The organism is Albidovulum sp., assembly GCF_041919395.1.
Taxonomy (GTDB): domain Bacteria; phylum Pseudomonadota; class Alphaproteobacteria; order Rhodobacterales; family Rhodobacteraceae; genus Albidovulum.
The window spans coordinates 21,400-48,011 of record NZ_JAYRTX010000011.1 but is presented as its reverse complement, the minus strand read 5'-3'; the positions used below and the strand labels follow the sequence as shown (position 1 = coordinate 48,011).

Genomic DNA, 26,612 nt, shown 5'->3' with positions numbered 1-26,612 from the left:
GGCAACTACGGTGAAGTCTTCGCGGCAAGCATCGGCGAATCGACCCCGATCGGCCTTGCGCGCGGCCTGAACGCGCAGTGGACGCAAGGCGGATTGCTCTACACTCCGCCGTTCCGTTGATCTGATCTTCGCCGGGGGCGCGTCCGTCAGGATGCGCCCCTTCGGTTCTCAACAGGGACAAACCGGGGCGAGGGGCATCGAGACCCCGTCAGGACTGGCGAATGCCAGCCGCGCGATCCGGTCGGGGATACGACATGACTGTTGTTACGGACGCTCCGAAGGACGCATTCCGTCCGAGCATGCTCATCTACGATACGCGCTATCGTTCGATGACCATCCAGATCGTCGTGCTGCTCCTGTTCATGGCGGGCGCCGCATGGCTTGTCGACAACATCGTCAAGAACCTGCAGACCCTCGGCAAGGACTTCAGCTTCGCTTTCCTTTGGTACCGGGCCGGGTACGACATCAATCAGACGTTGATCCCCTACACGAACGACAGCACGCATGGGCGCGCCATGTTCGTGGGGCTCGTCAACACGATTCTGGTCTCCGTCATGGGCTGCGTCTCGGCCACGATCATCGGGGTATTCGTCGGCATCCTGCGGCTGTCCAGGAACTGGCTCGTGGGCCGGATCATGACGGTCTACGTCGAGACGTTCCGCAACGTGCCGCTCCTTCTCTGGATCCTTGTGGCGCTCGCCGTCTTCACCGAAATCACGCCGGCGCCGAACCAGTTCCGCGTGACCGAACAGATGATCGCCGAGGGGACGGAGCCCGAGGCGACGATGTCGTTCTTCGACAGCATCGCCATCACCAACCGCGGCACCTACGTTCCCGCGCCGGAGGTGTCGCGTAGCCTCGGTTCGTTCACGATCCTGGACGTGCCTATCAGCCTGAACGTGCTCGCGTTCCTCGTCGCGGTGGCTATCGCCGTTTTCGGATACCGCGCCATCAAGGCCCATGCGTCGCGGGTGCAGGAGGCGACGGGTGTGCGCCCGGTGACATGGTGGAAGAGCCTTCTCATGCTCCTTGTGCCGCCGGTCGGGCTTCTCGTCGCGATGGGCTTCCATCTCAGCTATCCCGAACTCGCGGGGTTCAACTTCAAGGGAGGCATCAACGTATCGAACGCGCTGATGTCGCTCTGGCTGGCGCTGACACTCTATACCGCCGCCTTCATCGCCGAGATCGTCCGCGCCGGGATCATGGCGATCTCGAAGGGGCAGACGGAAGCCGCCTTCGCGCTCGGACTCAGACCGGGGCGCACGATGAACCTGATCATCCTGCCCCAGGCGCTGCGCGTCATCATCCCGCCCCTGATCTCGCAGTACCTGAACCTTATGAAGAACTCCTCGCTCGCCATTGCCGTCAGCTACATGGACCTGCGCGGCACGCTCGGCGGCATCACGCTCAACCAGACGGGGCGGGAACTGGAGTGCATCCTGCTGATGATGCTGATCTATCTGGCTCTGAGCCTGCTCATCTCTTCGGCGATGAACGTCTACAACAACGCCGTGAAGCTGAAGGAGCGCTGATATGTCGGGCCTTCACGCACAGACCGCTCCCTTCGTCCGCGACACGATGCTGCCGCCCGAGCCGCCGCCGGCGATGCAGTCCGGCGTGGTGAAGTGGCTCAGGGAGAACCTCTTCTCCGGCTGGCTCAATACGATCCTGACGGTGCTGGGCTTCGTTATCATCGCCCTCCTCGTCCAGAAGTTCCTGCCCTGGTTCCTGCATTCGGTCTGGGACGCGGGTTCGATCTCCGAATGCCGTGCGATCATCGAGGAACGCTGGGGGCCTGGCGCCGAGGGAGCCTGCTGGGCGGTGATCCGCGAACGCTGGCCGCAGTTCCTCTACGGCTTCTATCCGGCAGAGCTCTACTGGCGTCCCGTCCTTGCCTTCGGGCTCCTGCTCATCGCGATCGGGCCGATCCTCTTCACGCAAAGCCAGCGGGCGGCGACGAGCTTCATCACCCTCGTCGCGGCGCTGACGTTCGTGTCGATCCTCGCGCTTGGCCAGCACAACGTCCTGGCGCTCGTCTTCGTGGCGGCGCTCGTCGCGGTGCAGGTCTTCGCGCCGCGGCGGCTGATGATCTTCACGCTGCTCTATCCGGCGGTCGGCTTCTGGCTCCTCTGGGGCGGGTCGGTCTGGATACCGGTCGTCGCGGTCCTGGGCTTCGTGCTCGGGTGGCTGGCGTTCCGGTTGATCCAGCCGGCCGGGGGCTCGATCCTCGGGGCCATCGCGGCCGTGCTCGTGCCGGTCTTCTGGTGGCTCTTTGCTGCCCGGCTAGCAGCGGGGGCCCTGCAGGGCGTGGTGCCGCTCGGCATCGAGGCGGTCCGCTCCGACCGCTTCGGCGGCTTCGTGCTTGCACTGACGATCGGCGTCACCGGCATCGGCTTCTCGCTGCCGATGGGAATCGTGCTGGCGCTTGGCCGGCGGTCGGACATGCTCCTCGTGAAGACGCTCTGCGTCGGCTTCATCGAGTTCATCCGCGGCGTGCCGCTTATCACGCTCCTCTTCACCGCCTCGCTCCTGCTGAACTACTTCCTGCCGCCGGGGACGAACTTCGACATCATCCTGCGGGTCATCATCATGGTGACGCTCTTCTCGGCGGCCTATATCGCCGAGGTCATCCGGGGCGGGCTTGCGGCCCTGCCCCGCGGGCAGTACGAGGCGGCCGATGCGCTCGGGCTCGACTACTGGAAGGCGCAACGGCTGATCATCATGCCGCAGGCGCTGAAAATCTCGATCCCCGGCATCGTCTCTTCCTTCATCGGGCTTTTCAAGGACACGACGCTCGTCATCTTCGTCGGCCTGCTCGATCCCCTGAAGGGGATCACCGACGCCGTGCGCGCCTCGATCGAGTGGAAGGGCGCGTACTGGGAGCCCTACCTCTTCGTCGGCGCGATCTTCTGGATCATATGCTTCAGCATGTCGCGCTACTCCATGTATCTCGAACGCCTGCTGAAGCGCGAACATCGGTAAGGATCAATCCCATGTCTGACCCGCATGCCATCACCCGCAAGATCGACCGTCGCCACATGCAGGTGTCCGACGAGGTCGCGATCCAGATCACCAGCATGAACAAGTGGTACGGCACCTTTCATGTGCTGCGCGACATCGACATGACGGTGAACCGCGGAGAGCGGATCGTCATCTGCGGCCCCTCGGGGTCGGGCAAGTCCACGCTCATCCGCTGCATCAACCGGCTGGAGGAACACCAGTCTGGCCAGATCGTCGTCGACGGGACAGAGCTTTCCTCGGATATCAAGAACATCGACAAGGTCCGGTCGGAAGTCGGCATGGTGTTCCAGCACTTCAACCTCTTCCCCCATCTGACGATCATCGAGAACTGCACGCTCGCGCCGATCTGGGTCCGCAAGATCCCGAAGAAGGAAGCCGAGGAAACCGCGATGCACTTCCTTGAGAAGGTCAAGATCCCCGAGCAGGCGCACAAGTACCCCGGCCAGCTTTCGGGTGGCCAGCAGCAGCGCGTGGCCATCGCGCGATCGCTCTGCATGAAGCCGCGGATCATGCTCTTCGACGAGCCGACCTCGGCGCTTGATCCCGAGATGATCAAGGAAGTGCTCGACACCATGATCGAACTCGCCGAGGAAGGGATGACGATGCTCTGCGTCACCCACGAGATGGGCTTTGCCCAGGCGGTGGCGAACCGGGTGATCTTCATGGATCAGGGCCAGATCGTCGAGCAGAACGAGCCGAAGGAGTTCTTCCACAACCCGCAGTCGGACCGCACGAAGCTCTTCCTGAGCCAGATCCTCGGGCACTGAGTCTCGATCCGGCGGCCGGGGCACCGCCCCGGACAGCGAGGCGGCCCGCCCAGGGCGGCGGGGCGCGCGGAATCAGTCGCGCCCCGAAGGAACGAAGTAGTCGAGCACGCTCCCCGAAGCCGGGGTGACATCCTTCCAGTCCGCCACCTGGAAATCGACGACGAGCGTTGCGGCCGTCGGATAGCGGCGGAAGTCCGGATCGGCCGGCGCGCGCGCGGGGAGCAAGGCGGCAAATGCCGCGATGCCCGGGTTGTGGCCGATCATCATCACGCAATCGCCGGTGGCGCCGCGCAGGATGTCGAGCATCGCCTCGGGCGTGGCGTGATAGAGCGTCTCGAGATGGGCCACCCTCGGCGTCACCTCCAGCGGCGCGGCGGCGACGCGAGCCCAGGTTTCGCGCGTCCGCGCGGCAGTGGAAGAGAGGACCTCGTCGGGCTCGTAGCCGCGTGAGTGCAGCCACTCCCCAAGCTCCAGCGCCGCACGCCGCCCCCGGGCGTTCAGCGGGCGGTCGTGGTCGGCCGTCGCCGGATCGTCCCACGAGGATTTGGCATGACGCGTGAGGATCAGGCGGCGGTGGCCGGGTGGGGTCATGGGTGAAAGAGCCTCATGTGATAGGCGGATTGTTCGGGCAGCCTGCCATAGGCGTGTGAGATCGGGCAAGCGCGGCGAACGATGCAGCCGCCGGAAAGGCAATCGGCGCCGTCTGCCATGTCGAGGAAGGCATGGCAGGCGGGGACGTCGTAGCCCCGGACATCGAGCGCGCGGGCGGGGCAGGCGGACAGGCAGGGCTTCGCCGCGCAACCGTCGCAGGGTGACGCCGCGGGGGGTGCTGGCAGATCGACGCGCCCCGGCAGCGCGATGGCGCCACGGTAGGAGACCATCAGCCCCGCGCCGTCGTGGACAAGCAGCGTGACCGGCGAGGCGAAGGCGCGGCCGGACCGCAGCGCCCAGGCGTAGAACGGATGATGGGGCGGCCCGCCGAAGGGAAGGAGCGCATGGCCCCCGAATTCCCGCGCCAGCCCGCCCACGACGCGCGCCGACCAGCGGTCCAGGGGGTCGGGCGCCCCGTCCAGCCATTCAGGGGTGTTCTTGAACGTGGCCCAGAACCCCGGCTCGCGGGGACCGAGGAGGAGGAGCGTGCCGGTGTCCCCGGGAACGCCGTCGCCCGGCCCGGGGTGGAACGCGCCGAAAAGGTCAAGCGCCTCGGCGGCGGCCCGTACCGCGATCTCGTCGTAGGCGATCACTTCCGGCGCGGCTTCACGCGGGGTTCCGTCGATCGGATGATGGAGCCCGCGCCGTGGTCGGTGAAAAGCTCCAGCAGGCAGGCATTGGGCTGCCGCCCGTCGAGGATCACGGCGGCCCGCACCCCGTCTTCCACGGCGGCAAGCGCGGTCTCCACCTTCGGGATCATCCCGCCCGAGATCGTCCCGTCGGCGATCATCGCGCGCACCTCCTCGGGGGAAAGCTGGGTGACGACCTCGCCGTCCTTGTTCTTGACGCCGGAGACATCGGTGAGCAGGAGCAGCCGGTCGGCCTTGAGCGCCGCGGCGAGCGCGCCGGCGGCGGTGTCGCCGTTCACGTTGAAGGTCTCGTTCGCGTTCATGCCGGTGGCGACGGGGGCCACCACGGGGATGATGCCCGCCGCGAAAAGGTCGCGCAGAACCTGCACGTTCATCTCCACCGGGCGGCCGACGAAGCCAAGCTCCGGGTTGTCGGCCTCGCAGACCATGAGGTCGTCGTCCTTGCCGGAAAGCCCGACGGCGCGGCCGCCCTCGTCCATGATGGCCTGCACGATCCGCTTGTTGACAAGGCCCGTCAGCACCATCTCCACCACCTCGACGGTGGCCTTGTCGGTCACCCGCTTGCCGCGGACGAATTCCGACCTGATGCCGAGCCGGGCGAGGAGATCGTTGATCATCGGCCCGCCGCCATGGACGACGACCGGGTTCACGCCCACCTGCCGCATCAGCACGATATCGCGCGCGAACTCCGCCATCGCGGCCTCGTCGCCCATCGCGTTGCCGCCGAACTTCACGACGACGACGGCGCCGGCGTAGCGCTGGAGATAGGGGAGCGCCTCGGACAGGGTCCGGGCGGTGGCGATCCAGTCACGATCCATGGTCTGCTTTCTCATCGCGCGGGTCCTTCTGACGGGCCCGTGTTAGACCGTCGCGCGGGACCTGCCAAGGGCCGAGAGGCGTTGCCTTTCCCGGGCGAATGCATAGCTTGGCGCCGTAGCAGTGCGGAGGCCGGCATGGGCGAGACGAAAACCCTACTTCTGACCGGCGCGTCCCGCGGGATCGGGCACGCGACGGTGATGCGCTTTGCCCGCGAGGGCTGGCGGGTGATCACCTGCTCGCGCCATCCCTTCCCCGAGAAATGTCCCTGGGGCGGGGGACGCGAGGATCACATCGTCATCGACCTCGCCGATCCGAACAGGACCATCGAGGCCATCGAGGGCATCCGCAAGAAGCTCGGCGGCAGGCTGCATGCGCTCGTCAACAACGCCGGCATCTCGCCCAAGGGTCCGGGGGGAAGCCGGCTTTCCACGCTCGACACGGACCTCAGGACCTGGGGTCACGTGTTCCACGTCAACTTCTTCGCCTCCATCGTGCTGGCCCGCGGCCTCATGGAGGAGCTGTCGGCGGCCAAGGGTGCGGTCGTCAACGTCACCTCCATCGCGGGGAGCCGCGTGCATCCCTTCGCCGGCGCGGCCTATGCGACGTCGAAGGCGGCGCTGAAGGCACTGACGCGCGAGATGGCGCACGACTTCGGCCCCATGGGCGTGCGGGTGAACGCCATCGCGCCGGGAGAGATCGAGACCTCGATCCTTTCGCCGGGGACGGAGAAGATCGTCGAGACACTGCCCCTGCGTCGGCTCGGCCAGCCGCGCGAAGTCGCCGATGTGATCTGGTTTCTCTGCTCGGACGCCTCCTCCTATGTCACCGGGACCGAGATCGAGGTGAATGCCGGACAACACGTCTGAGGGTTTCGGCCGCTGACGCGGCCGACCCCGGGGGGGGGGGGGGGGGGGGGGGGGCCCCCCCCCGCGCGGGCGGGGAGGGAGGCAGCACGGGGGGGGGGTGCGGGGTGTGGGGCCGGGGCGGGGGCCCCCCCGCCGGGGAGACGCCGTCTCCCCGGACCCCTCTGGAGTATTTCTGCCACAGTGAAAGGGGCGGGCTATTCGAGCGCGGCGATGATCGCGCGGAGCGTCTCGATCCCTTCGCCCCTTTCCGACGAGGTGACGACAAGCTCCGGGTAGGCGGCAGTGTGTTTCTGGAGTGCGGCACGCACCTGGGCGAGCACCCTGTCGCGCTCCGCCGCCTGCACCTTGTCGGCCTTGGTCAGCACGGCCTGGAACGGCACGGCGGAGCGGTCGAGAAGCGTCAGGATTTCCTCGTCCACAGGCTTGATGCCGTGGCGCATGTCGATGAGGACAAAAGCGCGGCGGAGCGTGGAACGGCCGGAGAGGTAGGACTTGAGTAGCGCCTGCCATTTCGCGACCACGGAGACAGGCGCCTCGGCGAAGCCGTAGCCCGGCAGGTCGACGAGAAAGCGCCCATCCCCGGCCGCGAAGAAGTTGATCTCCTGCGTGCGCCCGGGCGTGTTCGACGCGCGCGCAAGGTTCTTTCGACCGGTGAGCGCGTTGATGAGCGAGGACTTGCCGACGTTCGAGCGGCCCGCGAAGCAGACCTCGATCCGGTCGGCGGGGGGAAGCCCGTCCATCCGGACGACACCCTTCACGAAATCCACCGGCCCGGCGAAGAGGAGCCTGCCGCGTTCGGCGGCGGCGGCGTCGGGCGCTTCGGCGAGGGGGAAGGGGAGCGTGGTCACAGGACCTCCACCCGGTCGCCCTGCGCCACCGGACCGCCTTCGACGACGGTGCAGAAGACGCCGAGGTCGGTATGGCCGTATTCCGCCTCGAGAAGCCGGAGCACGTCGATGTCGCGCGCGCCCGTCTCGGGGTTGGCGTCGGTGGCGCGGCAGCGGCCCACGCGTTCCACGACCTCCAAGGTCGTGCCGCCGAGGCGGAGACGCCGGCCGATGAGGTCGAACTCGACGAAGGGTGCCCAGCCCTCGACCCAGAGATTGGCGCGGAAGCGGCGCGGCGAAAGCGGTGCGCCTGCCCGTGCCGCAAGGTCATCGAGCGAGGCGCTTCCGATGAGCGAGACGAATGCCACGGGCTGGTCCGTGAGCGGCTGGCCGGGCGCGCGGACCAACGCGGTCGGGGCGGGGGCGTCCACGGGCCAGATCGGCCTCAGCCAGGCGATGAGCTTCGCCTGATCCGCCGGCGCGTCAGGGTCGATGTCAAGCGGCCGCAGGTCCGGGTGGTCGAGCACGAGCCGGCCGTTGGCCTGCGTCGAGGCGGTCACCGCCATCAGCGCAGGCCCGGCGCGCCCGGTGAGGAAGTTCGCCTTGGCGCCCCAGGCGCTCGCGCGTCCGTCCGCAAGGCGTGCGACCTTGGCGCGATCGTTCAGGACGGCCCATTCGCGGTCGAGGGGCAACGACTGTCCCGGGCTCAGCGTCGTCGCGCCGAGATCCTCCGCCCCGATCGACTTGATCGGGTGGCGGTAGATCCGCGCCACCACCGCGGTCATTTCGACTTTGCCTTGTCCGTCGATGCGGCGGGCTTGCGCTTGAAGCCCTGCTTGATGTTGCCGAAGAGATCCGGGCGTTTCCCGTGCATCGACATGATCGTGTACTGCTGGATGAAGGTGATCGTGTTGTTGGCGATCCAGTAGAGCACGAGGCCGGACGCGAAACTGCCGAGCATGAACATGAAGATCCACGGCATCCAGGCGAAGATCGCCTGCTGCGTGGGATCGGTCGGCGCGGGGTTCAGCTTCTGCTGAAACCACATCGAGATGCCAAGGAGGATCGGCAGAACGCCGAGCGAGAGGATGAACAGGACCGAGCCGTGTTCGGGTGTCGCCCAGGGAAGGAGCCCGAAGAGGTTCAGGATCGACGAGGGATCGGGGGCCGAAAGGTCGCGGATCCAGCCGACGAAGGGCGCATGGTAGAGCTCGATCGTGACGTAGATCACCTTGTAGAGCGAGAAGAAGATCGGAATCTGCAGGAGGATCGGCAGGCAGCCCGAGGCGGGGTTCACCTTGTTCTTCTTGTAAAGCTCCATCATCCCCTGCTGGAGCTTCTGGCGGTCTTCGCCGGCCTGCTCCTTCAGCTTCTCCATCTCGGGCTGGAGCTCCTTCATCCGCGCCATCGAGACGTAGGAGGTGCGGGCGAGCGGGAAGACCAGAAGCTTGATGATGACGGTGAGCGCGATGATGGCGAAGCCCATGTTGCCGATCGCGCCATGGAGCCAGTGCAGGAGCCGGAACATCGGCTTCGTCAGGTAGAAGTACCAACCCCAGTCGATCGAATCGACGAAGCGGTCGACCTTGGGCCGCGCCGGGTCGGTCTTGGCCCCGAGCAGGCGATCGAACCAGCCGGGGTCGTTCTGGTAGTGGTCGATCGCCTCCCATTCCTTTGCTCCGGCGAAGAGCATGGTCGTGGCCTCGGCCGTCGCGCCGGGAGCGACCTCCATCACCGAAAGGCGCGCCTCGGTCTGGTAGAGGTCGGCGCCGGGGACGTATTTGGCGACGGACGTGAAGGGCTGCCCGGCGACGGGAATGAGCGTCGTCATCCAGTACTTGTCGGTGAAGCCGATCCAGCCATTCTCGGACACGCTCTGGAGTTCAGCCGGCGCGCCCTCGTTCGGGTCGGTGTCGAGCTTGGGCAGGTTGGCGTACTTGATCTCCTGGAGCGTGCCGTCGCTCATCCGCACCACGCCTTCGTGGAGCACATAGATGCGCCGGCCTTCGGGGATGCCGTGGCGGGCCACGATCCCGTAGGGGGCGAGGCGGACGGCGGCGCCGGTGGCATTCTCGACTTGCTGCGTCACCGTGAACAGGAAGTTGTCGTCGACCGCGACGGTCCGGCGGAAGACGAGCCCCGCACCGTTGTCCCAGGCGAGTGTCACCGGTTGACCCGGCGCGAGCGTGCTGCCGCTCTCGAGCGTCCAGAGCGTCCGGGCGTCCGGCACCGCCGTCGCCGCGAGCCCGCCTGCGGGCAGCCAGCCGTAGACGGCGTAATAGGGCTTGTCGGCGCCGAGTTCGGTGCCGCCGACGGGGGCGAGAAGCCGCACGTCCGGTGCGCCGGGGTCGAGCGACACCTGGTAGTCCTTGAGCGACAGATCGTCGATCCGGCCGCCGAGGAGCGAGAGCGAGCCTTGCAGCCGCGGCGTTTCGATCTTCACCCGCGGCGCGGCCGCGAGGGCGGCCGCGGCATCAGTGGCGGCTCCATCGGAGGACGGCGCCATCCCGCTGGATCCCGGCGCGGGCGCGGTCGCAGTGCCGCCGGCAGCCGGCTGCGTGGCAGCCGGTTGCGTGGCGGCGGGCGTCTCGGGGGCGGGCTGCGGCTCGGGTGGCGGGAACAGCGTGTACCACAGGAGGATCACCAGGAACGACAGCACCGTCGCGAGAATGAGATTCTTGTTCTGATCGTCCATTTCGGACCCACCACCCGTCCTGCCGAGGTTGCGGCTGGTTCAACAGAACGGGGGGCGAAAGGTCAAGCGGTTTCGCCCGCGCGGGAAAGCGATCTGACGCCGCGACCGTGTGCGTTCAGCGCTCATCGGTCTGCCGTGCTGCCATCGGTGTCCCGGCCGCCCGCTGGATGGAGCGCGACGCCGGCTGACGGGTTCGCTTGGCCCCGGATGGGTCACGGTCCCGCGCCGGCGCCCGGCCCCGCGCCTAGCCGGTACGGCGGGCGATGCCGGGCGCGGCGTTCAGCTTGGCGCGGTGGGTCATGAGCCAGTCCTTGACCTGGTGCGCCGGCATCGGCCGGGCGATGGCGAAACCCTGCACATGCGTACAGCCGAGCTGCGCGAGATGGGCGTGCTCCCCGATCGTCTCCACGCCTTCGGCAAGCGTTTCGATCCCGAGCCTTTCCGCCATGGACAGTATCGCCGCCACCATGCGCTGCTGCGATGTGTCCGAATCGACCCGCGTGACATAGGTCCGGTCGATCTTGATCCTTCCCACCGAGAAGCGGCGGATCGAGGAGAGCGAGGCGTTGCCGGTGCCGAAATCGTCGAGGTCGACGCCGCACCCCATATTTGCCAGCGCGGTGATGTTGTGGACGATGACGTCGTTGTCGGTCTCTGCGACAACGGATTCGAGGATTTCCACGGTCAGCCTGTCGGCCGAGAGGTCGAACCGGTCGAGTTCCCACTTGAGCTTGGCGGCAAGGTTCGGGTTGCGCAGTTCGGCCGAGGAGAAGTTGACGGCGACCCGTGGCACACGGAGACCCGCCCGGTCCCAGGTGCGGAGCGCCGAGAGTGCCTGGCCGAGGATCACCTCGCCCAGGCGTTCGCCAAGCCCGGCCGCGAGGATCGCGGGCAGGAAGTCGCCCGGCGTGAGGACGCCGCGCGTCGGATGCTGCCAGCGCGCGAGCGCCTCGAACCCGGCGACATCGCCCGTGTCGGTGGAGAGTTGAGGCTGGAAATAGGCCACGACCTCTCCGGTCTCGAGCGCCGCTTCGACCTGATCGCGCAGCGCATCGCGTTCCATCGCGGCACGGCCCATATCGGCAGAATAGGCGCGGATGCCGCCGGGACCGTTCCGCCTTGCGTCTTCCTGCGCGAGTTCGGCCGCGGTCAGCACGCTGGCGCCGGTCCGTTCGGGCGCGCGACTTGTCAGGCAGAAGCCGACCGATGCACTGACGTAGACGGTCATCGCGTCCACCGAGAAGGGCTCCCCCACCGCGGCGCGGATACGGCCGGCGATCTGGATCACCGCTTCGAGGTCCATCCGCCGCGCGGGGGCGAGCGCGACGGCGAACCGTGTCGCGTCGATCCGGTGGACGACATCGCGTTCGCGCAGCACGCTGGCGATTCGCTCGCCGATGCGGACCGTGGTGCGGTCGCGGGCTTCCCGCCCATAGGTCGCGGCAAGCTGGTCATGGTCGTCAAGCCCGACGACGATGCAGGCCGAGGTCCTGCCGGTATCCTCCTGCGTCTCGCAGGCGTGATCGAGGGCGGCCGTGACGATGTGCCGAGGCTGCGTCGCGCCCGCGTTGTCGCCGGTGTCGGCGGGCGCTCTGGCGGCGGTCCGGTGCCGCGAAAGGAGCGCCATCGGCACGCCCGCCACCGCCGTGATCGCCGCGCCCTTCGGCCCGAACCAGAGGAGGGCCAGCCCAAGCGCGGGAAAGAGCGCCAGGAATTCCGGGTCGGCGATCCGGGCCGCGGTGCGGCGGAGGGCTGCGATCGGGGTTTGCCGGACCATGCGGGCCTCTTCCAACAGCGGCCGCAGGTTGCGGCCCTTCGACGGAGGCTAGGCGGCCGGGGTGACCGGGAGGTTAATCCTCGTGGGCCGTGAGGCGCGGAATATCGCTAAAATGCCCATCACCCGGCACGAGTCCGGCGAAATCGAATAGCTTCGGGTCCAGAAGGTGCGAGGGCCGGGCGTTCATCAACGCGCGGAACATCACCTGCCGCCGGCCGGGGCTGCGGGCTTCCCAACCGTCGAGGATCTGCTTGACCTGCTGTCGCTGCAGCCCCTCCTGGTTGCCGCAGAGGTCGCAGGGGATGATCGGATAGTTCATCGCTTTCGCGAATTTCTGGCAATCCGCCTCGGCCACGAAGGCGAGCGGGCGGCAGACAAGCAGGTCGCCGTCCTCGTTCAGCAGCTTCGGCGGCATCGTCGCCAGCCGCCCCCCATGAAAGAGGTTCATGAAGAAGGTCTCGAGGATGTCGTCGCGGTGGTGACCGAGGACAACGGCGGAACACCCCTCTTCCCGCGCGATGCGGTAGAGGTTGCCGCGCCGGAGCCGCGAGCAGAGCGAGCACATCGTGCCGCCCGGCGCGATCTTGTCGGTGACGATCGAATAGGTGTCGGCATATTCGATCCGGTGCTCCACCCCCATCCGCGTCAGGAATTCCGGCAGCACGGTCGCCGGAAAGCCGGGCTGACCCTGGTCGAGGTTGCAGGCGAGAAGATCGACCGGAAGAAGCCCGCGCCATTTCAGCTCGTGCAGCACGGCAAGAAGCGTGTAGCTGTCCTTTCCGCCCGAGAGGCAGACGAGCCAGCGCGCGCCCCTCTCCACCATGCCGAATACCTCGATCGCCTCGCGCACCTCGCGCACGAGCCGCTTGCGCAGCTTCCTGAACTCCGTCGTCTGCGGCGCGCCCTGGAAGAGCGGGTGGATGTCGTCGGGATCGTCAAGCATGGCGCCGCTCCGGCCTGGGTCGTGGATTGCCATAAGGACAGGTCTTTGCCATCGTCAAGCCGTTGGGCGCCAGACCGCGCGTCAGAGGGTCGTCGGACATGGCAGAGCGCGACACTACCCGGCCGGATGCGGCGCCTGCCGCGCGCTCGGGCCTCGGCCCGTGGATGGGTGTGCTCGTCTTCGGCTTCGGCACGGCGGCGGGGTTCCTTGTGGCCTTCTCGGGGCTTGCCTACCTCGAAGATGGCGCGGGGCTCATCGTGCTCGTATTCCTCTCCGCGCTCTTCGTCGTGGCACTGCTGGGCGCGATCCTCTTTCTCGCCCGCAGGCCGATCCTGCGGCGGCTCTTCGGCCATGCGGAAACGGAGATCGAGCGCCTGGCCACGCCGCTTTCAGCCATGGCCGCGCGCACGATCGAGCGCGATGCGACCGGCGCGACGGCTGCGGCGCGAGAGGTTGTGGCGCTCGCGCTCGCGCGCTACGCCTGGATCACCGCGCGACGCTGGATCATCGCATCTCTCACCGCGCTCATCGCCGCGATGGCGGCGCTTGCGGGGACCGCGCTGCTCTTCAAGCAGAACCAGCTCATTGCCGTGCAGTCCGACCTCCTGCGCGATCAGAACGCGCGGATCGCCGAACAGACGATGCTTCTCACCCAGGATGTCCAACTCGCCGAGGCCGCCCGCAATGCCGCACTCGCAGTCGAGATCACCGGCATCGCCGCCCGGCTGGGCGCGGCGCTCGACGCGGCCGAAGGCAATGGGGCGCCGGCGCCGCGGCAAGAGATTTTCAACCTGATCGATCCATCGTCGCTCGACCGGGAACTGATGCTGCGCATCACCTCGATCTCGCGTGCGACCCAGCCCTACAGGTTCCTCGATCTTGGCGTGCGGTCGCAGGATTCGGGTGACAAGACGCGCCGCGCGATGCTGCGGCGGCGGGCCGATCTGCCGAAGACCTACGCGCGGATGGCAACGGCTTTCAACTGGCCGGAAGAGGGCGCGGAGAACCGGCTCATCGATCGCCCTGCCAGCCCGGAGCGGGGGCAACTCCTGAGCGTTCTTCTCGGCGCGGGCATTCACAACCTCGAACCGCTGAATCTCGCCGGGCTCGACCTGTCCTTCGCCTACCTGCCCAACGCGGACATCGCCGTTCTGACCGGGCTCGGCGCGCGGCTGTCCTACGCCGACCTGTCCGGCAGCTACCTGACGGAGGCGGACCTCGGCGGGGCCTATCTGGAGAATGCCCGGTTCCGGGACGCGCAGTTCCGCCGGTCGAGTTTTGCCGTTGTCGGTCCGGAGCGGACGCGCGCGCCCTTCCTGCCGGAAAACTCCCCCTATTCGAGCTTCCTCGCAGGCGCGGACTTCGACGGTTCGGTGCATTTCGGCACCGATTTCGGCGGCGCGCTCCTGACGGCGGCGAGCTTTGACGGTGCGGTGCTGCTGGGTGCCCGGTTCGACGGCGCGGGCTTGGGCGCGGCGACGTTTCGCGGTGCGGTTCTGATCGGGGCAAGCTTCGCGGGAGCGGAGTTGAAATCCGCCGATCTCGACGGCGCGATCGTCTTCGGCCGTGACGTGCTGGACGAGCTTGCGCGCGCCGCCGCACCCGGAAGCTTCGTGCCCGAACGGTTCCGGGCAGAGCCGGTGACGCTCGACGACGTGATGGCGATCAATCTCGTCTACCAGAACCTCGAACGAAGCGAAGTCGAGGAAGCGGCAGGCGGCGGCGCACCTTTTCGCCTGACCCGCGTTCAGCCCTTCGAGGACTGATCCCCGCCGCCGTCGTTGTCGCATCCTCGACCCGGCACCGGATCGTACCCCGAGCCGCCCCATGGATGGCAGCGCCCGATCCGCCGGAGCGCCAGCCAGCTTCCCCGCAGCGCGCCGTGCTTCTCCAGCGCGTCGAGCGCATAGGCCGAGCAGGTCGGCTGGTAGCGGCAGGAATGTCCGACCCAGGGACTGAGGATCAGCCGGTACGCCCGCACGGGCAAGGCCACGACATGGGCGAGGGGTGTCATCCCTTGGGTCCGTGGATCCGGTCGAGCGCGCGCATGAGGTCGGCCTTCAGGTCGGCGAAATCGCGGGCCGCCGTCGCCTCGGGTCGGCCGACGAGTACATAATCCCAGCCTGGCCGGCCGTGAAGCGGCAGGATGACGCGGGCGATTTCGCGCAGGCGCCGCTTTGCGCGGTTGCGGGCCACGGCGTTGCCGAGCTTCTTCGAGCAGGTGAACCCGACCCGGATCGCTGCCGGATCGGCCGCCTCGGGCCCGCGCTGCCGCGCCTGGAGGAGGAAGCCCGGCATCCCCTGCCGGCGCCCCTGCGCGGCACGGAGGAATTCGGCGCGCTTTGTCAGCGTCAGGCAAACGGAAACCGCCGGGGGCGTGTCCGTGTCCCGGGCCATCTGGCCTTGCACGGGCGCCTCCGGCGGTGTCATGCCGTGTGCCGTCGGTCCGGCCCTCAGGCCGAGAGGACCTTGCGGCCCTTTGCGCGGCGCGCGGCCAGAACCTTGCGGCCACCCTTGGTCGCCATGCGCGCCCGGAAGCCATGGCGACGGGCGCGGACGAGGTTCGACGGTTGGTAGGTGCGCTTCATCGCGTCAACTCCGTTTTCGTGCAGCCCAAACCGGTCACGGATTCGAAGGCCGCTGTCATTCGAAGCCCGGCTATTAGACGGCTCAAGCGGGCAAGTCAACTCGCCTTGGCCCGGAAATCGGGCTTTTGCGCGCGGTCGCGTGGCGGCTTTTCGGTCGGTCGGGCCGATCTGCAGGCGAGGAGGTTTAACAGCCGGCGGCAAATGCTTATCCTTCGTGGCAGCAGGCTCGGCAAGGAGCCCCGCGCGGACGCCGCCCGCGGTCGGCAGGGATGGAACGATTGAAGCTTTTCAACACGCTTTCGGGCCGGTTCCTTCTCCTGACGATGCTCTTCGTCATGCTCGCCGAGGTGCTGATCTTCGTTCCTTCGGTCGCGCGCTTTCGCCAGGACTACATCCTGTCGCGCCTCGAACGCGCGCAGATCGCCTCGCTCGCCCTTCTGGCCACCGACGAGATGATCGACGAGAACCTCGAACGGGAATTGCTGGAGAATGCCGAGGTCTTCAACGTCGTTCTCAGGCGCGACGAGGTGCGCCAGCTTGTGCTCTCCTCGCCCATTCCCGCACCGATCTGGCGAAGCTACGACCTGCGCGCGCCCTCTGCCTTCGAACTCATCCGTGACGCGGTCGCGTGTCTTGTCGATCCGACCGACCGCACCATACGGGTGATCGGCGACCCCGTGCGGCAGGCCGGGCTCCTGATCGAGGCGACTATGAGTACGGCGCCGCTGCGGGCTGCGATGATCGACTACGGCCTTCGCATCCTCGGGCTTTCCGCGTTGATCTCGGTGGTGACGGCGACACTGCTCTTCCTCGCGGTCCGGCAGGTTCTGGTGGCACCGATCCGCCGGCTCGTGTCGCAGATGCGGCTTTACGCCGAAGCGCCCGAGGATGCCCGGCGGGTGATTGAACCCGATGCCGACGTGATCGAACTGCGCGAGGCGGAAGAGGCGCTCAGGTCGATGGAACGCCAGTTGACCGGTGCCTTGAAGCAGAAGGAACGGCTGGCGCAGTTGGGCGGCGGCGTGGCCAAGGTCAGCCATGACCTGAGGAATATCCTGACGACGGCGCAGCTTCTGGCCGACCGCATCGAGGGCAGCGACGATCCCATGGTGAAACGCTCGGCGCCGAAGCTCGTGGGCTCGATCAGCCGGGCTGTGGCGCTCTGCGAATCCACGCTTACGTTCGGCAAGGCCGACGAGCCGCCGCCGACGCTTGCGCGGTTCATGCTCGCGGGTCTCGTCCGCGACATCGTGGAGAGCGAGCGGCTCGCGTCGGGCGAGGCCGCGGTGGAGTTCTTGACCGACGTGCCCGCCTCGCTCACGATCCGCGCCGATCAGGAGCAGCTGCACCGGGTCCTGACGAACCTCGTGCGCAACGCCCGGCAGGCGATCGAGGCGACGGAGCGCCCGGGCACCATCGAGGTCGGAGCGGGCGAGGAAGAGCACGGATGGTGGATCCGGGTGGGCGACACCGGACCCGGCCTGCCGGAGCGTGCGCGCGACCATCTTTTCCAGCCGTTCCAGGGCAATGTCCGCAAGGGCGGTGCCGGTCTCGGCCTTGCCATCGCGGCCGAACTTGTCCGCGGCCATGGCGGCCGGCTGGAACTGCTGAAGACAGGTGCGGACGGGACCGAGTTCATGATCCACCTTCCGCGTGACCTCGCCGCGCCGTCGCTTGCGGCCCCGGCCTGAAGCGCACTTGCGCAGACTCGGTTTTGCCCTTGCGTTGGCCAGCCTGCCTCGCTAAATGGCTGCCCTACGCGCCCGTAGCTCAGCTGGATAGAGCACCAGACTACGAATCTGGGGGTCAGGAGTTCGAATCTCTTCGGGCGCGCCATCAGACTCCCCCGACCTGAGCGGAACCGCCCGTCATGCGTGAACGAGCCTCCCCCGCCCCGCGTAGCGGGTCCGTGCTGGGTCTCGATGTCGGCTGTTCGCCCCGGCGGCGGTCCAGTGCGATCTGCCGGCTCGACTGGGACGGGGAGTCGGTCAGCTGGCACTTTGCCCGGTTCCGGGCGGTCGAGCCTGAGCGGTCGGGGATCATCGCCGCGGTGGCCGGCGGCCGGCCCGCTCTGGCGGCCGCCCTCGACGGGCCGTTAAGGGCGGGCTTCGACGAGATCGGGCGGTACCGGATGGCGGAGCGGATGCTGACCCGCCGGCTGGGACCGCTCATCGGCAAGCCCGGGCAGTCCGGCGTGCCAGTCGGACGATTGCTGAACGCGCAGGCGAACCTCTGCGCCCGTGCCGTGCTTGCGGTGGCCGATCTTGCCTCCGCGCGGCACGACGTGGCAATTGACGCGAAGGCCGTGGCCGAGGCCTTTCCGAATTCCTTCCTCGGTCTGATGCTCGACGCGCCAGAGAAGGTCCCCGTGCGCCGGAGCAACCGCTCGGACCGCTACTTCGTTCAACTGACGCGTGACGGCACGCTCTTGCGGCTGCTTGAACACTGCCTTCCCGGCCGGCGCCCGGCGGTCGACCTTGCCACGATCACGAACCACGACGACCGCGCCGCCTTCGTCTGTGCGTTGACCGCGCTTGGCCTCGTGGCCGGTGCGTTCGTGGCCGTTGGCGACGGTGACGGCTGGATCGTCCTGCCGCCTGCGCCCTTCATCCGCCCGCGGCGGTGGGCGCTGCTGGCCGCGAATTCCGCGGAGTCGCCGGACGCGCTCCACGTGGCGGGAGGGGTGCCGCACGGGCCCGTCTGACCACGTCGCTCGGCCGTTGCACGCGCGCGTTAACGCTGCCTCAAGCCATCGTGCCCATGTTCCGCGTGTGTTGGCATTTGCCTTGGGGCCGATGCGCAGGCAGAGTCCGGCCCGCATCGCTCGCGGGGAGGTGATAGATGGAACGGTATTCGGCCCTTGTGCTGTCGATCGCGCTTGCGGTCGCGTCCGCGGTCGCGGCCACATGGCAAGGTTGGTTCCTGCTGCTGACGGCATTATTCTCCGCCTTGTCTACGCTCGGGGCCTACGATCTCCTCCAGCATCGCCATGCGATCCTCAGGAACTACCCCGTCATCGGCCACATGCGCTTTCTCTTCGAGGGTATCCGCCCCGAGATCCGCCAGTACCTGATCGAAAGCGATCAGGACGAAGAGCCGTTTTCGCGCGACGACCGCTCGCTCGTCTATCAGCGGGCGAAGGGGGTGGAGGACAAGCGGCCCTTCGGCACACGCGAGCGCGTCTATGACGCCGGCTATGAATGGCTCACGCACTCGATGGTTCCGGTGCATATCGAGAATGCCGACTTCCGCACCCGGATCGGCGGGCCGGACTGCCGCCAACCCTATGACGCCTCGATCTACAATATCTCGGCGATGAGCTTCGGCGCGCTTTCGGCCAATGCGATCCTCGCCTTGAACCGGGGGGCGAGAAAGGGCGGTTTCGCCCATGACACGGGCGAGGGCGGGATCAGCCGCTATCACCGCGAGGGCGGCGGCGACATCATCTGGGAAATCGGCTCAGGCTATTTTGGCTGCCGGACACCGGAGGGCCGGTTCGACGCGGAACGCTTCCGCGACCGGGCGGCCGATCCGCAGGTCAAGATGATCGAACTGAAGCTGAGCCAGGGCGCCAAGCCCGGCCACGGCGGCGTACTCCCGGGCGCCAAGGTCACCGCCGAGATCGCCGAGGCGCGGGGCGTTCCGCCGGGCGTCGACTGCGTCTCCCCGGCCGCGCATCCCGAATTCTCGACGCCGATCGGGCTTATGGAGTTCATCGGCCGGCTGAGGGAGCTCGCGGCGGGCAAACCCGTCGGCTTCAAGCTCTGCATCGGTCACCGGCGCGAATTCATGTGTGTCGTCAAGGCGATGCGGGAAACCGGGATCACGCCCGACTTCATCGTCATCGACGGCAAGGAGGGCGGCACGGGTGCCGCGCCGCTCGAATTCGCCAACCACATGGGGATGCCGCTGGTCGAAGGGCTGACCTTCGCCCACAACGCCCTTAGGGGGGCGGACCTGCGCGACCGTGTGAAGCTCGGTGCCTCGGGCAAGGTTGTCAGCGCTTTCGATATCGCGCGGGTCCTGGCGCTCGGCGCCGACTGGGCGAATTCCGCGCGGGGCTTCATGTTTGCCGTCGGCTGCATCCAGGCGCAGAACTGCCACACCAACCGCTGCCCCGTGGGCGTGGCGACGCAGGATCCGCTCAGGGCGCGTGCTCTCGACCCGGGCGACAAGGCGGAGCGGGTCTTCCGCTTCCACCGCAACACGCTGAAGGCTCTGGCCGAGATGACCGGCGCGGCCGGGCTTGCCCACCCGGGCGACTTGCTTCCCCACCACCTTCTCATGCGCGAAAGGGACCGCGACATGGTGACCGGCGAGGAAGTCTATCCCTATCTGCCCGAAGGTTTCCTCCTGCGCGAGGAGGAGGACCGCTTCGGCTACCTCCTGCGGTGGCGCCGGGCACGCCCCGAAAGCTTCGGGCCGGTCGGCCCCTGGGTCTGAGCACCGGCAGGTCTGGCCGGCCGGCGCCCCTCGGGGCGGCCGGCAGCGCGTCAACGCCGGCCGGCGGTGCGCGCGGTTCCCTGCGCCTGGTTGATCTGGGTCATGGCCGGCCTGCGACGATTTGGCAAAAAGCGGGAAAACCGCAAATCGCATCTTGATTTCGGTATTTACATTCACGATTATGAATATGACAACATAACGGAGGCTGTCATGTCCCTTGATCGCACCATCCTTGCCTTTGCCGGCATCATGATTCTTCTTTCCGTCGCGCTGACCCAGTGGGTCTCGCCCCATTTCGTCTGGCTGACGGTGTTCGTCGGCCTGAACCTGCTGCAGTCCGCCTTCACGGGCTTCTGCCCGGCCGCTTCGTTCTTCCGCAAGCTTGGCGTGAAACCCGGCTGCGCATTCTGAAAGGCCGCATGCCATGCGCGCGCTTCTGCTGACCTGTCTTCTCGCCGCCACGCCCGCCCTGTCTGAGACGGTCCTGCTCGCACCCGCCAGGGTGACCGAGTGGAAATCGGTCTATGGCACCGTCGAGGCGCGCGAGACGGTGCCCGCACGGGCCCGTATCGGCGGGATCGTGCAGTCGCTGTCGGTGACGGAGGGAGACATGGTGACCGCCGGTCAGGAGATCGCCATCATCCATGACGACAAGATCGCCTTCCAGATCGCTGCCCTCGATGCACAGATCGAGGCGCTGAAGGCGCAGCTGTCCACCGCGCAGGCCGACCTTGAGCGCGGCCAGGCGCTGGTAGGGCGCGGCGTCATTACGGCGCAGCGGCTCGACCAGCTGCGGACAAGCGTCGATGTGCTTTCGGGCCAGATCACCACGATCGAGGCGCAGCGCTCCATCGCCGAACAGCAGGGCGCCGAGGGCCGCGTCCTTGCGCCCGGTGACGGGCTCGTGCTGACGGTGCCGGTCACGCTCGGCGCCGTCATCATGCCGGGCGAACCTGTGGCCACCATCGGCGGCGGCGGCGTCTTCCTGCGGCTTTCGGTGCCGGAACGCCACGCCCTCGCCCTGAAGGAGGGCGCCGAAATCCGCATCACCGCACAGGGCTCTGCCTCGGTCGGGCGGATCGCGAAACTTTACCCCCAGATCAGCAACGGCCGCGTCGTCGCCGATGTGGAGGTCGAGGGGCTGGAAACCGAATTCGTCAATGCCCGCGTGCTCGTGTCGCTGCCTGTGGGCGAACGCGAGGCGCTCTTGATCCCGCGGAGCGCGGTGGCGACCCGCTCGGGGCTCGACTTCGTCCGCGTTACCGAAGCCGGCGCCGAGGTCGAGCGGGCCGTGGTCATCGGCGAAGAAGTGCCGCAGGACGATCGGGACATGGTCGAGGTGCTGAGCGGGCTTGGCGCGGGCGACGCGGTGGTCCTGCCGTGAGCGAGGTCAAGCCCCACAGCCTCGGTATCGCCGGGGGGCTCACGCGCGGCTTCATCACCTCGCCGCTGACCCCCCTCTTCCTGATGGCCGCCTTCGTCTTCGGCATCGTGGCACTTCTGGCGCTGCCGCGCGAGGAGGAGCCGCAGATATCCGTGCCGATGGTGGACATCCACGTCCAGGCCAACGGGCTGAAGGCGGAGGATGCCGCGAAACTCGTCACCGAGCCCCTGGAGACCATCGTCAAGGGCATCGACGGGGTGGAGCACGTCTATTCCCAGACCTCGGACGACCGGGTGATGGTGACGGCGCGATTCCTAGTCGGCACGCCCTCCGACAACGCGATCCTGCGCGTCCACGACAAGGTCCGCGCCAACATCGACCGCATCCCGGTGGGCGTCCCCGAACCGCAGATCGTCGGTCGCGGCATCGACGACGTGGCGATCCTGTCCTTGACGCTCGCGCCGAAGCCGGAGGCCGCCGACCGGATCACGGCGAACGATCTCACCCGCATCGCCCGCGAACTGAGGACCGAGATCGCGAAGATTCCCGACGTCGGCCTCAGCTACATCGTGGGCGAGACGAGTGAACGGCTCAGGATCGCGCCCGATCCGGAGCGGCTTGCACTCTTCGGCATGACGTTGCAGCAGCTCGCCGGCAAGGTCACCGGCGCCAACACCGCCTTCCCCACAGGATTCGTTCGCGACGAGGGGCAGCAGGTCATGCTCGTCGCCGGCGAGACGCTGAGTTCGCCGGAGGAAATCGCGAACCTCCTGTTGACGACCCGCGATGGCCGGCCGGTCTATGTTCGCGACGTCGCGGACGTGAGTTTCGCCGATGACGGCGAGGAACATCTCGTTGCCACCGTCACGAAGGGAGAGGATGGCGCCGTCACCCGCGTTCCGGCGGTGACGCTCGCCGTCGCCAAGCGCGCAGGCTCGAATGCCGTCACCGTGGCCGAGGAGATCCTGCACCGCGTCCACATGCACGAAGGCCGCCTGATCCCTGAGGACATCGCGGTCGAGATCACGCGCGACTACGGCGAAAGCGCCAACGAGAAGGCGAACGAACTGCTCTATCACCTCGCGCTCGCCACGGTCTCGATCATCGCGCTGGTCTGGGTCGCCATCGGCCGGCGCGAGGCCTTCGTCGTGGCCATCGTCATCCCTGTAACGATCCTCCTCACACTCTTCGCCTCGAACGTGATGGGCTACACGCTGAACCGCGTCTCGCTCTTCGCTCTCATCTTCTCCATCGGTATCCTCGTCGACGACGCCATCGTGGTGATCGAGAACATCGCGCGGCACTGGGCCATGGCCGACGGGCGCGACCGCAAGTCGGCCGCCATCGACGCGGTGGCCGAAGTCGGGAACCCGACCATCGTGGCCACGCTGACGGTGGTCGCAGCCCTGCTACCCATGCTCTTCGTCTCGGGGCTGATGGGGCCTTACATGTCGCCGATCCCGGCGAACGCCTCGGCGGCGATGATCTTCTCCTTCTTCGTCGCGGTCATGGTGACGCCCTGGCTGATGCTGAAGGTGGCAGGAAAGGCCGACATGTCGGCACATGGCCACAACGACGCCTATGGCGGCCATCCGGGCGGCGCGCTCGGCCGCGCCTACGCCGCCGTCGCCCGGCCGATCCTCGCCTCCAAGACGCGGAGCTGGCTCTTCATCGGCGTGGTCGTCGTGCTGACCTTCGGCTCGCTCGCGCTCTTCTACACCAAGCACGTCACGGTGAAGCTCCTGCCCTTCGACAACAAGTCGGAGCTTTCGGTGACGATAGACCTGCCCGAAGGCGCACCGGTCGAGGCGACCGACGCGGTGGCGCAGGCGGTGGCGAAGGTCGTGCTCGACCTGCCCGAGGTGCGGTCGGTCCAGACCCATGCCGGCACGGCCGCGCCCTTCAACTTCAACGGCCTCGTGCGTCACACCTATCTGCGCGCCTCCCCAGAGATGGGCGAGGTCGCGATCAACCTCCTGCCCAAGGGCGAGCGTGACCGCTCGAGCCACGAGATCGCGCTGGAGATCCGCCAGAAGATTCTCGCGCTGCCCCTGCCCGAGGGCACCGTGCTGAAGACGGTGGAACCTCCGCCGGGTCCGCCGGTGATGGCCACGCTTCTGGCTGAAATCTACGGCCCGGATCCGGACACGCGCCGCGCGGTGGCGGCCAAGGTGGAGGCGGCGTTCCGGTCCGTGCCCTTCATTGTCGACGTCGACAATTCCTACGGCGATCCCGCCCGGCGCATCCGCACCACCGTCTCGACCGACGCGGCGGAGTTCTTCCAGGTGCAGGAGGGCGACGTGCTCGACACGATCGCGATCCTCAATGGCGGCACCACGATCGGCTATTCGCACCGCGGCGAGGGTCGCCAGCCGATTCCGATCCGTATCGAGCGGCCGAAGGGGATGCGCACCTTCGACGAGCGGTTCCTGACCACGCCCCTGCCGCAGAACGTCATTCCCGGCGCGCGCGGCGTGGTGGAACTTGGCGACGTGGTGGAGGTGCGCGAGGAAACCGGGTCCTTCCCGATCTTCCGACACAACGGGCGGTCGGCCGAGATGGTGACGGCCGAGCTTGCCGGCGATTTCGAGGCGCCTCTCTACGGGATGCTCGCCGTCGCCGACGCGCTCGACGCGCAGGACTGGACTGGCCTTGCGAAACCGCAGATCCTGCTCCACGGCCAGCCCGACGACGAAACCGCGCCCTCGCTTCTCTGGGACGGGGAGTGGGAGGTGACCTGGGTCACCTTCCGTGACATGGGCGCGGCCTTCGGCGTGGCGCTTCTCGGCATCTACATCCTCGTTGTCGCGCAGTTCGGCTCGTTCAAGGTTCCGTTGGTGATCCTGACGCCGATCCCCCTGACCTTCATCGGCATCCTCCTCGGCCACTGGCTTTTCGGCGCGCCGTTCTCGGCCACGTCGATGATCGGCTTCATAGCGCTTGCCGGCATCATCGTGCGCAACTCGATCCTGCTCGTCGATTTCATCCGCCACGCGAAGACGCCCGACCGGCCGCTGACCGAGATCCTGATCGAAGCCGGCGCGATCCGCTTCAAGCCGATCCTGCTGACCGCGCTCGCGGCGATGATCGGTGCGGCGGTGATCCTCACCGACCCGATTTTCCAGGGCCTTGCGATCTCGCTCCTGTTCGGGCTCGCGTCGTCGACGCTTCTGACGGTTCTGGTGATTCCGGCTGTCTACCGCGTGTTGCGCACCTGACGGTTCCTGTCCCGGTTCCGCCGCAATCGGGCGGGGCCGGGACATTGCAGCCCGCGGATCGTTGTTGCATTCGTTGACAATCGCCACGCTTGGGGACGATTGCCCCTGCCGCGTATCCGATCAAATCGCGCAACCGTCGCGAGAACTCCGTCAAAAATCCCCGACCGCGCCGCCTTTCGGTCACGGATGTTGGGTTAACTCTTAATACCGGGGGCGGTACGAGAGAGAGGACAGTCTGATGAAATTCGCAGCCGCCATCATCGCCAGGTTCTCCCGCGGCAAGTCACAGGAGCCGGATGCCTTCGAAAAGCGCCTGCTCTCGCTGGGCACGATGCCCGCCCGCCGCAGCCGCCGTCCGCAGCCCTCGCTCTTCATCCGCGCGCCGCGGATCGCCTGAGCCGGCTCAGAACGCGACCTCGACACCCGGCAGCCGCAGTTCGCGCATCAGATCGCGCACCTCCTGACGGGCCGCCACGTTCGAGATGTTGAGCCGTTCGACGCCGACATCCTTCAAGTCAAGGAGCGTGAGGCCCCGCGGGAAAAGCTCGCGGAAGATCACCCGCTCCGAAAAGCCCGGCGCCACGCGGAAGCCGATCCGCTTCGCCAGTTGTTCGAGCGCCCCGCCCACCTTGCGCTTGTTGTGCATCTGCTGCGCCCCGAGCCGGTTTCTCAGGACGATCCAGTCGATCGGCTTCAGCCCCGCCCGGGCGCGAAGCTGGCGCGCGTGCCAGACCATTTCGGAATAGATCGAGGGTCCGATCACCCGGCTCGTGTCGGGGTCGACCCGGGCGAGAAGGTCAAAGTCGATGAAGCTGTCGTTCAGGGGCGTGATCAGCGTGTCGGCAAGCGAATGCGCCACCTGGGAAAGCCGGGTGTGCGATCCGGGACAGTCGATGATGATGAACTCCGCGTCCTTCTCCAGCCCCGCGACGGCCGCGGAGAGCCGCCGGTCATGGATGTTCTCGCCTGCGGTGAGGCTCGCCTGGTCGACCTCGGGCAGGTCACGGTAGTCCGGCGTAGGCAGGTCGAGCCCTTCCTTCCGCGCGAAGGCGCGGCGGTTCTCGATGTAGCGGGCAAAGCTCTTCTGACGGAGGTCGAGGTCGAGCGCGCCGACCTTGTGGCCCATGCGGGCAAGCGCGGTTGCGACATGCATGCAGGTCGTGGACTTGCCCGACCCGCCCTTTTCGTTGCCCACGACGATGATATGCGCCACGTCTCGTCCCCGTCCGTTGTCCCGGTGTGCCCGGAATCGAAAGGCGCGCTGTTGCCAGCGCGCCCCTACTATATGTTGTGCGCCTTGCCTTGCAAAGCGCGATAGGCTCAGAATCCGAGGCCGGCGTACTTGTTCTTGAATTTCGACACGCGGCCGCCGGTGTCCATCAGCTTGGCCGAGCCGCCGGTCCATGCGGGATGCACCGTCGGGTCGATGTCGAGCGCCAGCGAGTCGCCTTCCTTGCCCCAGGTGGAGCGGGTGCGATAGGTGGTCCCGTCGGTCATCTTGACCTCGATCATGTGGTAGTCGGGATGGATGTTCTTGCGCATGGCCCCGCTCCTCACTCGGCTTTTTCTTTGTAGTTGGTGACTTCCGCGATCCGTGCGGATTTGCCGCGACGGTCGCGCAGGTAGTAGAGCTTCGCCCGACGCACGCGGCCGCGGCGCACGACCTCGATCGAGTCGATGTTGGTCGAGTAGAGCGGGAAGACGCGCTCGACGCCCTCGCCGAAGGAAATCTTGCGGACGGTGAACGAGGCCGCCAGCGTGTTGCCGCCCTTGCGGGAAATGCAGACGCCTTCGTAGTTCTGCACGCGGCTCCGCGTGCCTTCCGTCACCTTGTAGCCGACACGCACGGTGTCGCCCGCCTTGAAGTCCGGGATGGACTTGCCGAGCGCGGCGATCTGCTCGGCCTCCAGTTCTGCGATCAGGTTCATCGCGTGGTCCTTTCCAAATGCTCGCGGTGGTCCCG

At 67.4% G+C, this 26,612-nt stretch carries 26 protein-coding genes, 1 tRNA gene and 1 pseudogene; 14 read left to right on the top strand and 14 right to left on the bottom strand.

Going from position 1 to position 26,612, the window contains the following annotated elements; all coding sequences use genetic code 11:
- From ACMUOO_RS03765 to ACMUOO_RS03750, 4 genes and pseudogenes are all read left to right on the top strand, one after another.
- Positions 1-120, top strand: a pseudogene (locus tag ACMUOO_RS03765) (amino acid ABC transporter substrate-binding protein); the annotation flags it as partial.
- 134 nt (positions 121-254) lie between these two features.
- The gene (locus ACMUOO_RS03760; RefSeq protein WP_301920181.1) at positions 255-1,532 is read left to right on the top strand and encodes an amino acid ABC transporter permease; all 1,278 of its coding nucleotides are present in this window, start codon (positions 255-257) and stop codon (positions 1,530-1,532) included.
- A gap of 1 nt (position 1,533) precedes the next feature.
- Entirely contained in the window at positions 1,534-2,982 is a 1,449-nt protein-coding gene (locus ACMUOO_RS03755; RefSeq protein ID WP_301920180.1) for an amino acid ABC transporter permease, read from the top strand.
- Between the two features lie 11 nt (positions 2,983-2,993).
- Positions 2,994-3,788 (top strand): amino acid ABC transporter ATP-binding protein, encoded by a 795-nt coding sequence (locus ACMUOO_RS03750; RefSeq protein ID WP_301920179.1) that lies wholly within the window; start codon positions 2,994-2,996, stop codon positions 3,786-3,788.
- 72 nt (positions 3,789-3,860) lie between these two features.
- Here ACMUOO_RS03750 and ACMUOO_RS03745 read toward each other — a convergent pair whose 3' ends face one another.
- The 3 genes from ACMUOO_RS03745 to argB are packed head-to-tail and all read right to left on the bottom strand — an operon-like array spanning position 3,861 to position 5,922.
- Positions 3,861-4,379 (bottom strand): SixA phosphatase family protein, encoded by a 519-nt coding sequence (locus tag ACMUOO_RS03745; protein ID WP_301920178.1) that lies wholly within the window; start codon positions 4,377-4,379, stop codon positions 3,861-3,863.
- The gene (locus ACMUOO_RS03740; RefSeq protein WP_413854874.1) at positions 4,376-5,029 is read right to left on the bottom strand and encodes a ferredoxin; all 654 of its coding nucleotides are present in this window, start codon (positions 5,027-5,029) and stop codon (positions 4,376-4,378) included. Before ACMUOO_RS03740 ends, ACMUOO_RS03745 begins: the two co-directional genes overlap by 4 nt.
- Positions 5,029-5,922 carry an acetylglutamate kinase gene (argB, locus tag ACMUOO_RS03735; RefSeq protein ID WP_301920176.1) on the bottom strand — a complete coding sequence of 298 codons (894 nt, stop codon included), beginning with the start codon at positions 5,920-5,922 and terminating at the stop codon, positions 5,029-5,031. Before argB ends, ACMUOO_RS03740 begins: the two co-directional genes overlap by 1 nt.
- A 120-nt stretch (positions 5,923-6,042) precedes the next feature.
- Between argB and ACMUOO_RS03730 the strand changes: the two genes are divergently transcribed.
- Entirely contained in the window at positions 6,043-6,774 is a 732-nt protein-coding gene (locus tag ACMUOO_RS03730) for an SDR family oxidoreductase (protein WP_301920175.1), read from the top strand.
- A 194-nt stretch (positions 6,775-6,968) separates the two neighbouring features.
- Here ACMUOO_RS03730 and yihA read toward each other — a convergent pair whose 3' ends face one another.
- The 5 genes from yihA to ttcA form a co-directional block, all read right to left on the bottom strand.
- The gene (yihA, locus tag ACMUOO_RS03725; protein WP_301920174.1) at positions 6,969-7,622 is read right to left on the bottom strand and encodes a ribosome biogenesis GTP-binding protein YihA/YsxC; all 654 of its coding nucleotides are present in this window, start codon (positions 7,620-7,622) and stop codon (positions 6,969-6,971) included.
- On the bottom strand, positions 7,619-8,386 hold the full coding sequence (locus ACMUOO_RS03720; RefSeq protein ID WP_301920173.1) for an MOSC domain-containing protein: 768 nt from the start codon (positions 8,384-8,386) through the stop codon (positions 7,619-7,621). The genes yihA and ACMUOO_RS03720 overlap by 4 nt, the downstream gene beginning before the upstream one ends.
- The gene (gene yidC / locus ACMUOO_RS03715) at positions 8,383-10,296 is read right to left on the bottom strand and encodes a membrane protein insertase YidC (RefSeq protein WP_301920172.1); all 1,914 of its coding nucleotides are present in this window, start codon (positions 10,294-10,296) and stop codon (positions 8,383-8,385) included. Before yidC ends, ACMUOO_RS03720 begins: the two co-directional genes overlap by 4 nt.
- 244 nt (positions 10,297-10,540) lie before the next feature.
- Positions 10,541-12,073 (bottom strand): putative bifunctional diguanylate cyclase/phosphodiesterase, encoded by a 1,533-nt coding sequence (locus ACMUOO_RS03710; RefSeq protein WP_301920171.1) that lies wholly within the window; start codon positions 12,071-12,073, stop codon positions 10,541-10,543.
- A 73-nt stretch (positions 12,074-12,146) separates the two neighbouring features.
- On the bottom strand, positions 12,147-13,016 hold the full coding sequence (gene ttcA, locus ACMUOO_RS03705; RefSeq protein ID WP_301920170.1) for a tRNA 2-thiocytidine(32) synthetase TtcA: 870 nt from the start codon (positions 13,014-13,016) through the stop codon (positions 12,147-12,149).
- Between the two features lie 98 nt (positions 13,017-13,114).
- On the opposite strand from ttcA, the gene ACMUOO_RS03700 reads away from it, so the two are divergent.
- Positions 13,115-14,782, top strand: coding sequence for a pentapeptide repeat-containing protein (locus ACMUOO_RS03700; protein WP_301920169.1), 1,668 nt, complete (start codon positions 13,115-13,117; stop codon positions 14,780-14,782).
- Here the strand turns inward: ACMUOO_RS03700 and yidD are convergent.
- Genes yidD through rpmH form a run of 3 tightly spaced genes read right to left on the bottom strand, consistent with a single transcriptional unit; the run spans position 14,764 to position 15,604 of the window.
- On the bottom strand, positions 14,764-15,030 hold the full coding sequence (yidD, locus tag ACMUOO_RS03695; protein WP_301920168.1) for a membrane protein insertion efficiency factor YidD: 267 nt from the start codon (positions 15,028-15,030) through the stop codon (positions 14,764-14,766). The genes ACMUOO_RS03700 and yidD overlap by 19 nt on opposite strands.
- Positions 15,027-15,446 (bottom strand): ribonuclease P protein component, encoded by a 420-nt coding sequence (rnpA, locus tag ACMUOO_RS03690; protein WP_413854873.1) that lies wholly within the window; start codon positions 15,444-15,446, stop codon positions 15,027-15,029. The genes yidD and rnpA overlap by 4 nt, the downstream gene beginning before the upstream one ends.
- 23 nt (positions 15,447-15,469) lie before the next feature.
- On the bottom strand, positions 15,470-15,604 hold the full coding sequence (rpmH, locus tag ACMUOO_RS03685) for a 50S ribosomal protein L34 (RefSeq protein ID WP_291335928.1): 135 nt from the start codon (positions 15,602-15,604) through the stop codon (positions 15,470-15,472).
- Positions 15,605-15,927: 323 nt separating this feature from the next.
- Here rpmH and ACMUOO_RS03680 point away from each other — a divergent pair, with 323 nt between their 5' ends.
- From ACMUOO_RS03680 to ACMUOO_RS03645, 8 genes are all read left to right on the top strand, one after another.
- Positions 15,928-17,295 (top strand): sensor histidine kinase, encoded by a 1,368-nt coding sequence (locus ACMUOO_RS03680; RefSeq protein WP_301920201.1) that lies wholly within the window; start codon positions 15,928-15,930, stop codon positions 17,293-17,295.
- A gap of 68 nt (positions 17,296-17,363) precedes the next feature.
- Positions 17,364-17,440: transfer RNA gene (locus ACMUOO_RS03675), tRNA-Arg, on the top strand.
- Between the two features lie 73 nt (positions 17,441-17,513).
- A complete protein-coding gene (locus tag ACMUOO_RS03670; protein ID WP_413854872.1) occupies positions 17,514-18,308 on the top strand; it encodes a hypothetical protein in 795 nt (264 codons plus the stop codon).
- Positions 18,309-18,445: 137 nt separating this feature from the next.
- Positions 18,446-20,047, top strand: a complete 1,602-nt coding sequence (locus tag ACMUOO_RS03665) for an FMN-binding glutamate synthase family protein (RefSeq protein ID WP_301920165.1) — start codon at positions 18,446-18,448, stop codon at positions 20,045-20,047.
- Positions 20,048-20,257: 210 nt separating this feature from the next.
- On the top strand, positions 20,258-20,458 hold the full coding sequence (locus ACMUOO_RS03660) for a DUF2892 domain-containing protein (RefSeq protein WP_301920200.1): 201 nt from the start codon (positions 20,258-20,260) through the stop codon (positions 20,456-20,458).
- Between the two features lie 13 nt (positions 20,459-20,471).
- A complete protein-coding gene (locus ACMUOO_RS03655; protein WP_301920164.1) occupies positions 20,472-21,431 on the top strand; it encodes an efflux RND transporter periplasmic adaptor subunit in 960 nt (319 codons plus the stop codon).
- Positions 21,428-24,649 carry an efflux RND transporter permease subunit gene (locus ACMUOO_RS03650; RefSeq protein WP_301920163.1) on the top strand — a complete coding sequence of 1,074 codons (3,222 nt, stop codon included), beginning with the start codon at positions 21,428-21,430 and terminating at the stop codon, positions 24,647-24,649. Before ACMUOO_RS03655 ends, ACMUOO_RS03650 begins: the two co-directional genes overlap by 4 nt.
- Before the next feature lie 238 nt (positions 24,650-24,887).
- Positions 24,888-25,046, top strand: coding sequence for a hypothetical protein (locus ACMUOO_RS03645; RefSeq protein WP_301920162.1), 159 nt, complete (start codon positions 24,888-24,890; stop codon positions 25,044-25,046).
- 6 nt (positions 25,047-25,052) lie between these two features.
- Here the strand turns inward: ACMUOO_RS03645 and ACMUOO_RS03640 are convergent, their stop codons facing one another.
- The 3 genes from ACMUOO_RS03640 to rplS all read right to left on the bottom strand — a co-directional run bounded on the left by ACMUOO_RS03640 (position 25,053) and on the right by rplS (position 26,577).
- On the bottom strand, positions 25,053-25,862 hold the full coding sequence (locus ACMUOO_RS03640; protein WP_301920161.1) for a division plane positioning ATPase MipZ: 810 nt from the start codon (positions 25,860-25,862) through the stop codon (positions 25,053-25,055).
- A gap of 107 nt (positions 25,863-25,969) precedes the next feature.
- Entirely contained in the window at positions 25,970-26,191 is a 222-nt protein-coding gene (gene rpmE / locus ACMUOO_RS03635) for a 50S ribosomal protein L31 (protein ID WP_301920160.1), read from the bottom strand.
- 11 nt (positions 26,192-26,202) lie between these two features.
- Positions 26,203-26,577, bottom strand: a complete 375-nt coding sequence (rplS, locus tag ACMUOO_RS03630; RefSeq protein ID WP_413854871.1) for a 50S ribosomal protein L19 — start codon at positions 26,575-26,577, stop codon at positions 26,203-26,205.
- Positions 26,578-26,612 lie beyond the last annotated feature (35 nt).

Coding starts and splice junctions, on each gene's coding strand:
- ACMUOO_RS03760 (WP_301920181.1), top strand. CDS start 255: ATGACTGTTGTTACGGACGCTCCGAAGGACGCATTCCGTCCGAGCATG.
- ACMUOO_RS03755 (WP_301920180.1), top strand. CDS start 1,534: ATGTCGGGCCTTCACGCACAGACCGCTCCCTTCGTCCGCGACACGATG.
- ACMUOO_RS03750 (WP_301920179.1), top strand. CDS start 2,994: ATGTCTGACCCGCATGCCATCACCCGCAAGATCGACCGTCGCCACATG.
- ACMUOO_RS03745 (WP_301920178.1), bottom strand. CDS start 4,379: ATGACCCCACCCGGCCACCGCCGCCTGATCCTCACGCGTCATGCCAAA.
- argB (WP_301920176.1), bottom strand. CDS start 5,922: ATGAGAAAGCAGACCATGGATCGTGACTGGATCGCCACCGCCCGGACC.
- ACMUOO_RS03730 (WP_301920175.1), top strand. CDS start 6,043: ATGGGCGAGACGAAAACCCTACTTCTGACCGGCGCGTCCCGCGGGATC.
- ACMUOO_RS03720 (WP_301920173.1), bottom strand. CDS start 8,386: ATGACCGCGGTGGTGGCGCGGATCTACCGCCACCCGATCAAGTCGATC.
- yidC (WP_301920172.1), bottom strand. CDS start 10,296: ATGGACGATCAGAACAAGAATCTCATTCTCGCGACGGTGCTGTCGTTC.
- ACMUOO_RS03710 (WP_301920171.1), bottom strand. CDS start 12,073: ATGGTCCGGCAAACCCCGATCGCAGCCCTCCGCCGCACCGCGGCCCGG.
- ttcA (WP_301920170.1), bottom strand. CDS start 13,016: ATGCTTGACGATCCCGACGACATCCACCCGCTCTTCCAGGGCGCGCCG.
- ACMUOO_RS03700 (WP_301920169.1), top strand. CDS start 13,115: ATGGCAGAGCGCGACACTACCCGGCCGGATGCGGCGCCTGCCGCGCGC.
- yidD (WP_301920168.1), bottom strand. CDS start 15,030: ATGACACCCCTCGCCCATGTCGTGGCCTTGCCCGTGCGGGCGTACCGG.
- rnpA (WP_413854873.1), bottom strand. CDS start 15,446: ATGACACCGCCGGAGGCGCCCGTGCAAGGCCAGATGGCCCGGGACACG.
- rpmH (WP_291335928.1), bottom strand. CDS start 15,604: ATGAAGCGCACCTACCAACCGTCGAACCTCGTCCGCGCCCGTCGCCAT.
- ACMUOO_RS03680 (WP_301920201.1), top strand. CDS start 15,928: ATGCTCTTCGTCATGCTCGCCGAGGTGCTGATCTTCGTTCCTTCGGTC.
- ACMUOO_RS03665 (WP_301920165.1), top strand. CDS start 18,446: ATGGAACGGTATTCGGCCCTTGTGCTGTCGATCGCGCTTGCGGTCGCG.
- ACMUOO_RS03660 (WP_301920200.1), top strand. CDS start 20,258: ATGTCCCTTGATCGCACCATCCTTGCCTTTGCCGGCATCATGATTCTT.
- ACMUOO_RS03655 (WP_301920164.1), top strand. CDS start 20,472: ATGCGCGCGCTTCTGCTGACCTGTCTTCTCGCCGCCACGCCCGCCCTG.
- ACMUOO_RS03645 (WP_301920162.1), top strand. CDS start 24,888: ATGAAATTCGCAGCCGCCATCATCGCCAGGTTCTCCCGCGGCAAGTCA.
- rpmE (WP_301920160.1), bottom strand. CDS start 26,191: ATGCGCAAGAACATCCATCCCGACTACCACATGATCGAGGTCAAGATG.
- rplS (WP_413854871.1), bottom strand. CDS start 26,577: ATGAACCTGATCGCAGAACTGGAGGCCGAGCAGATCGCCGCGCTCGGC.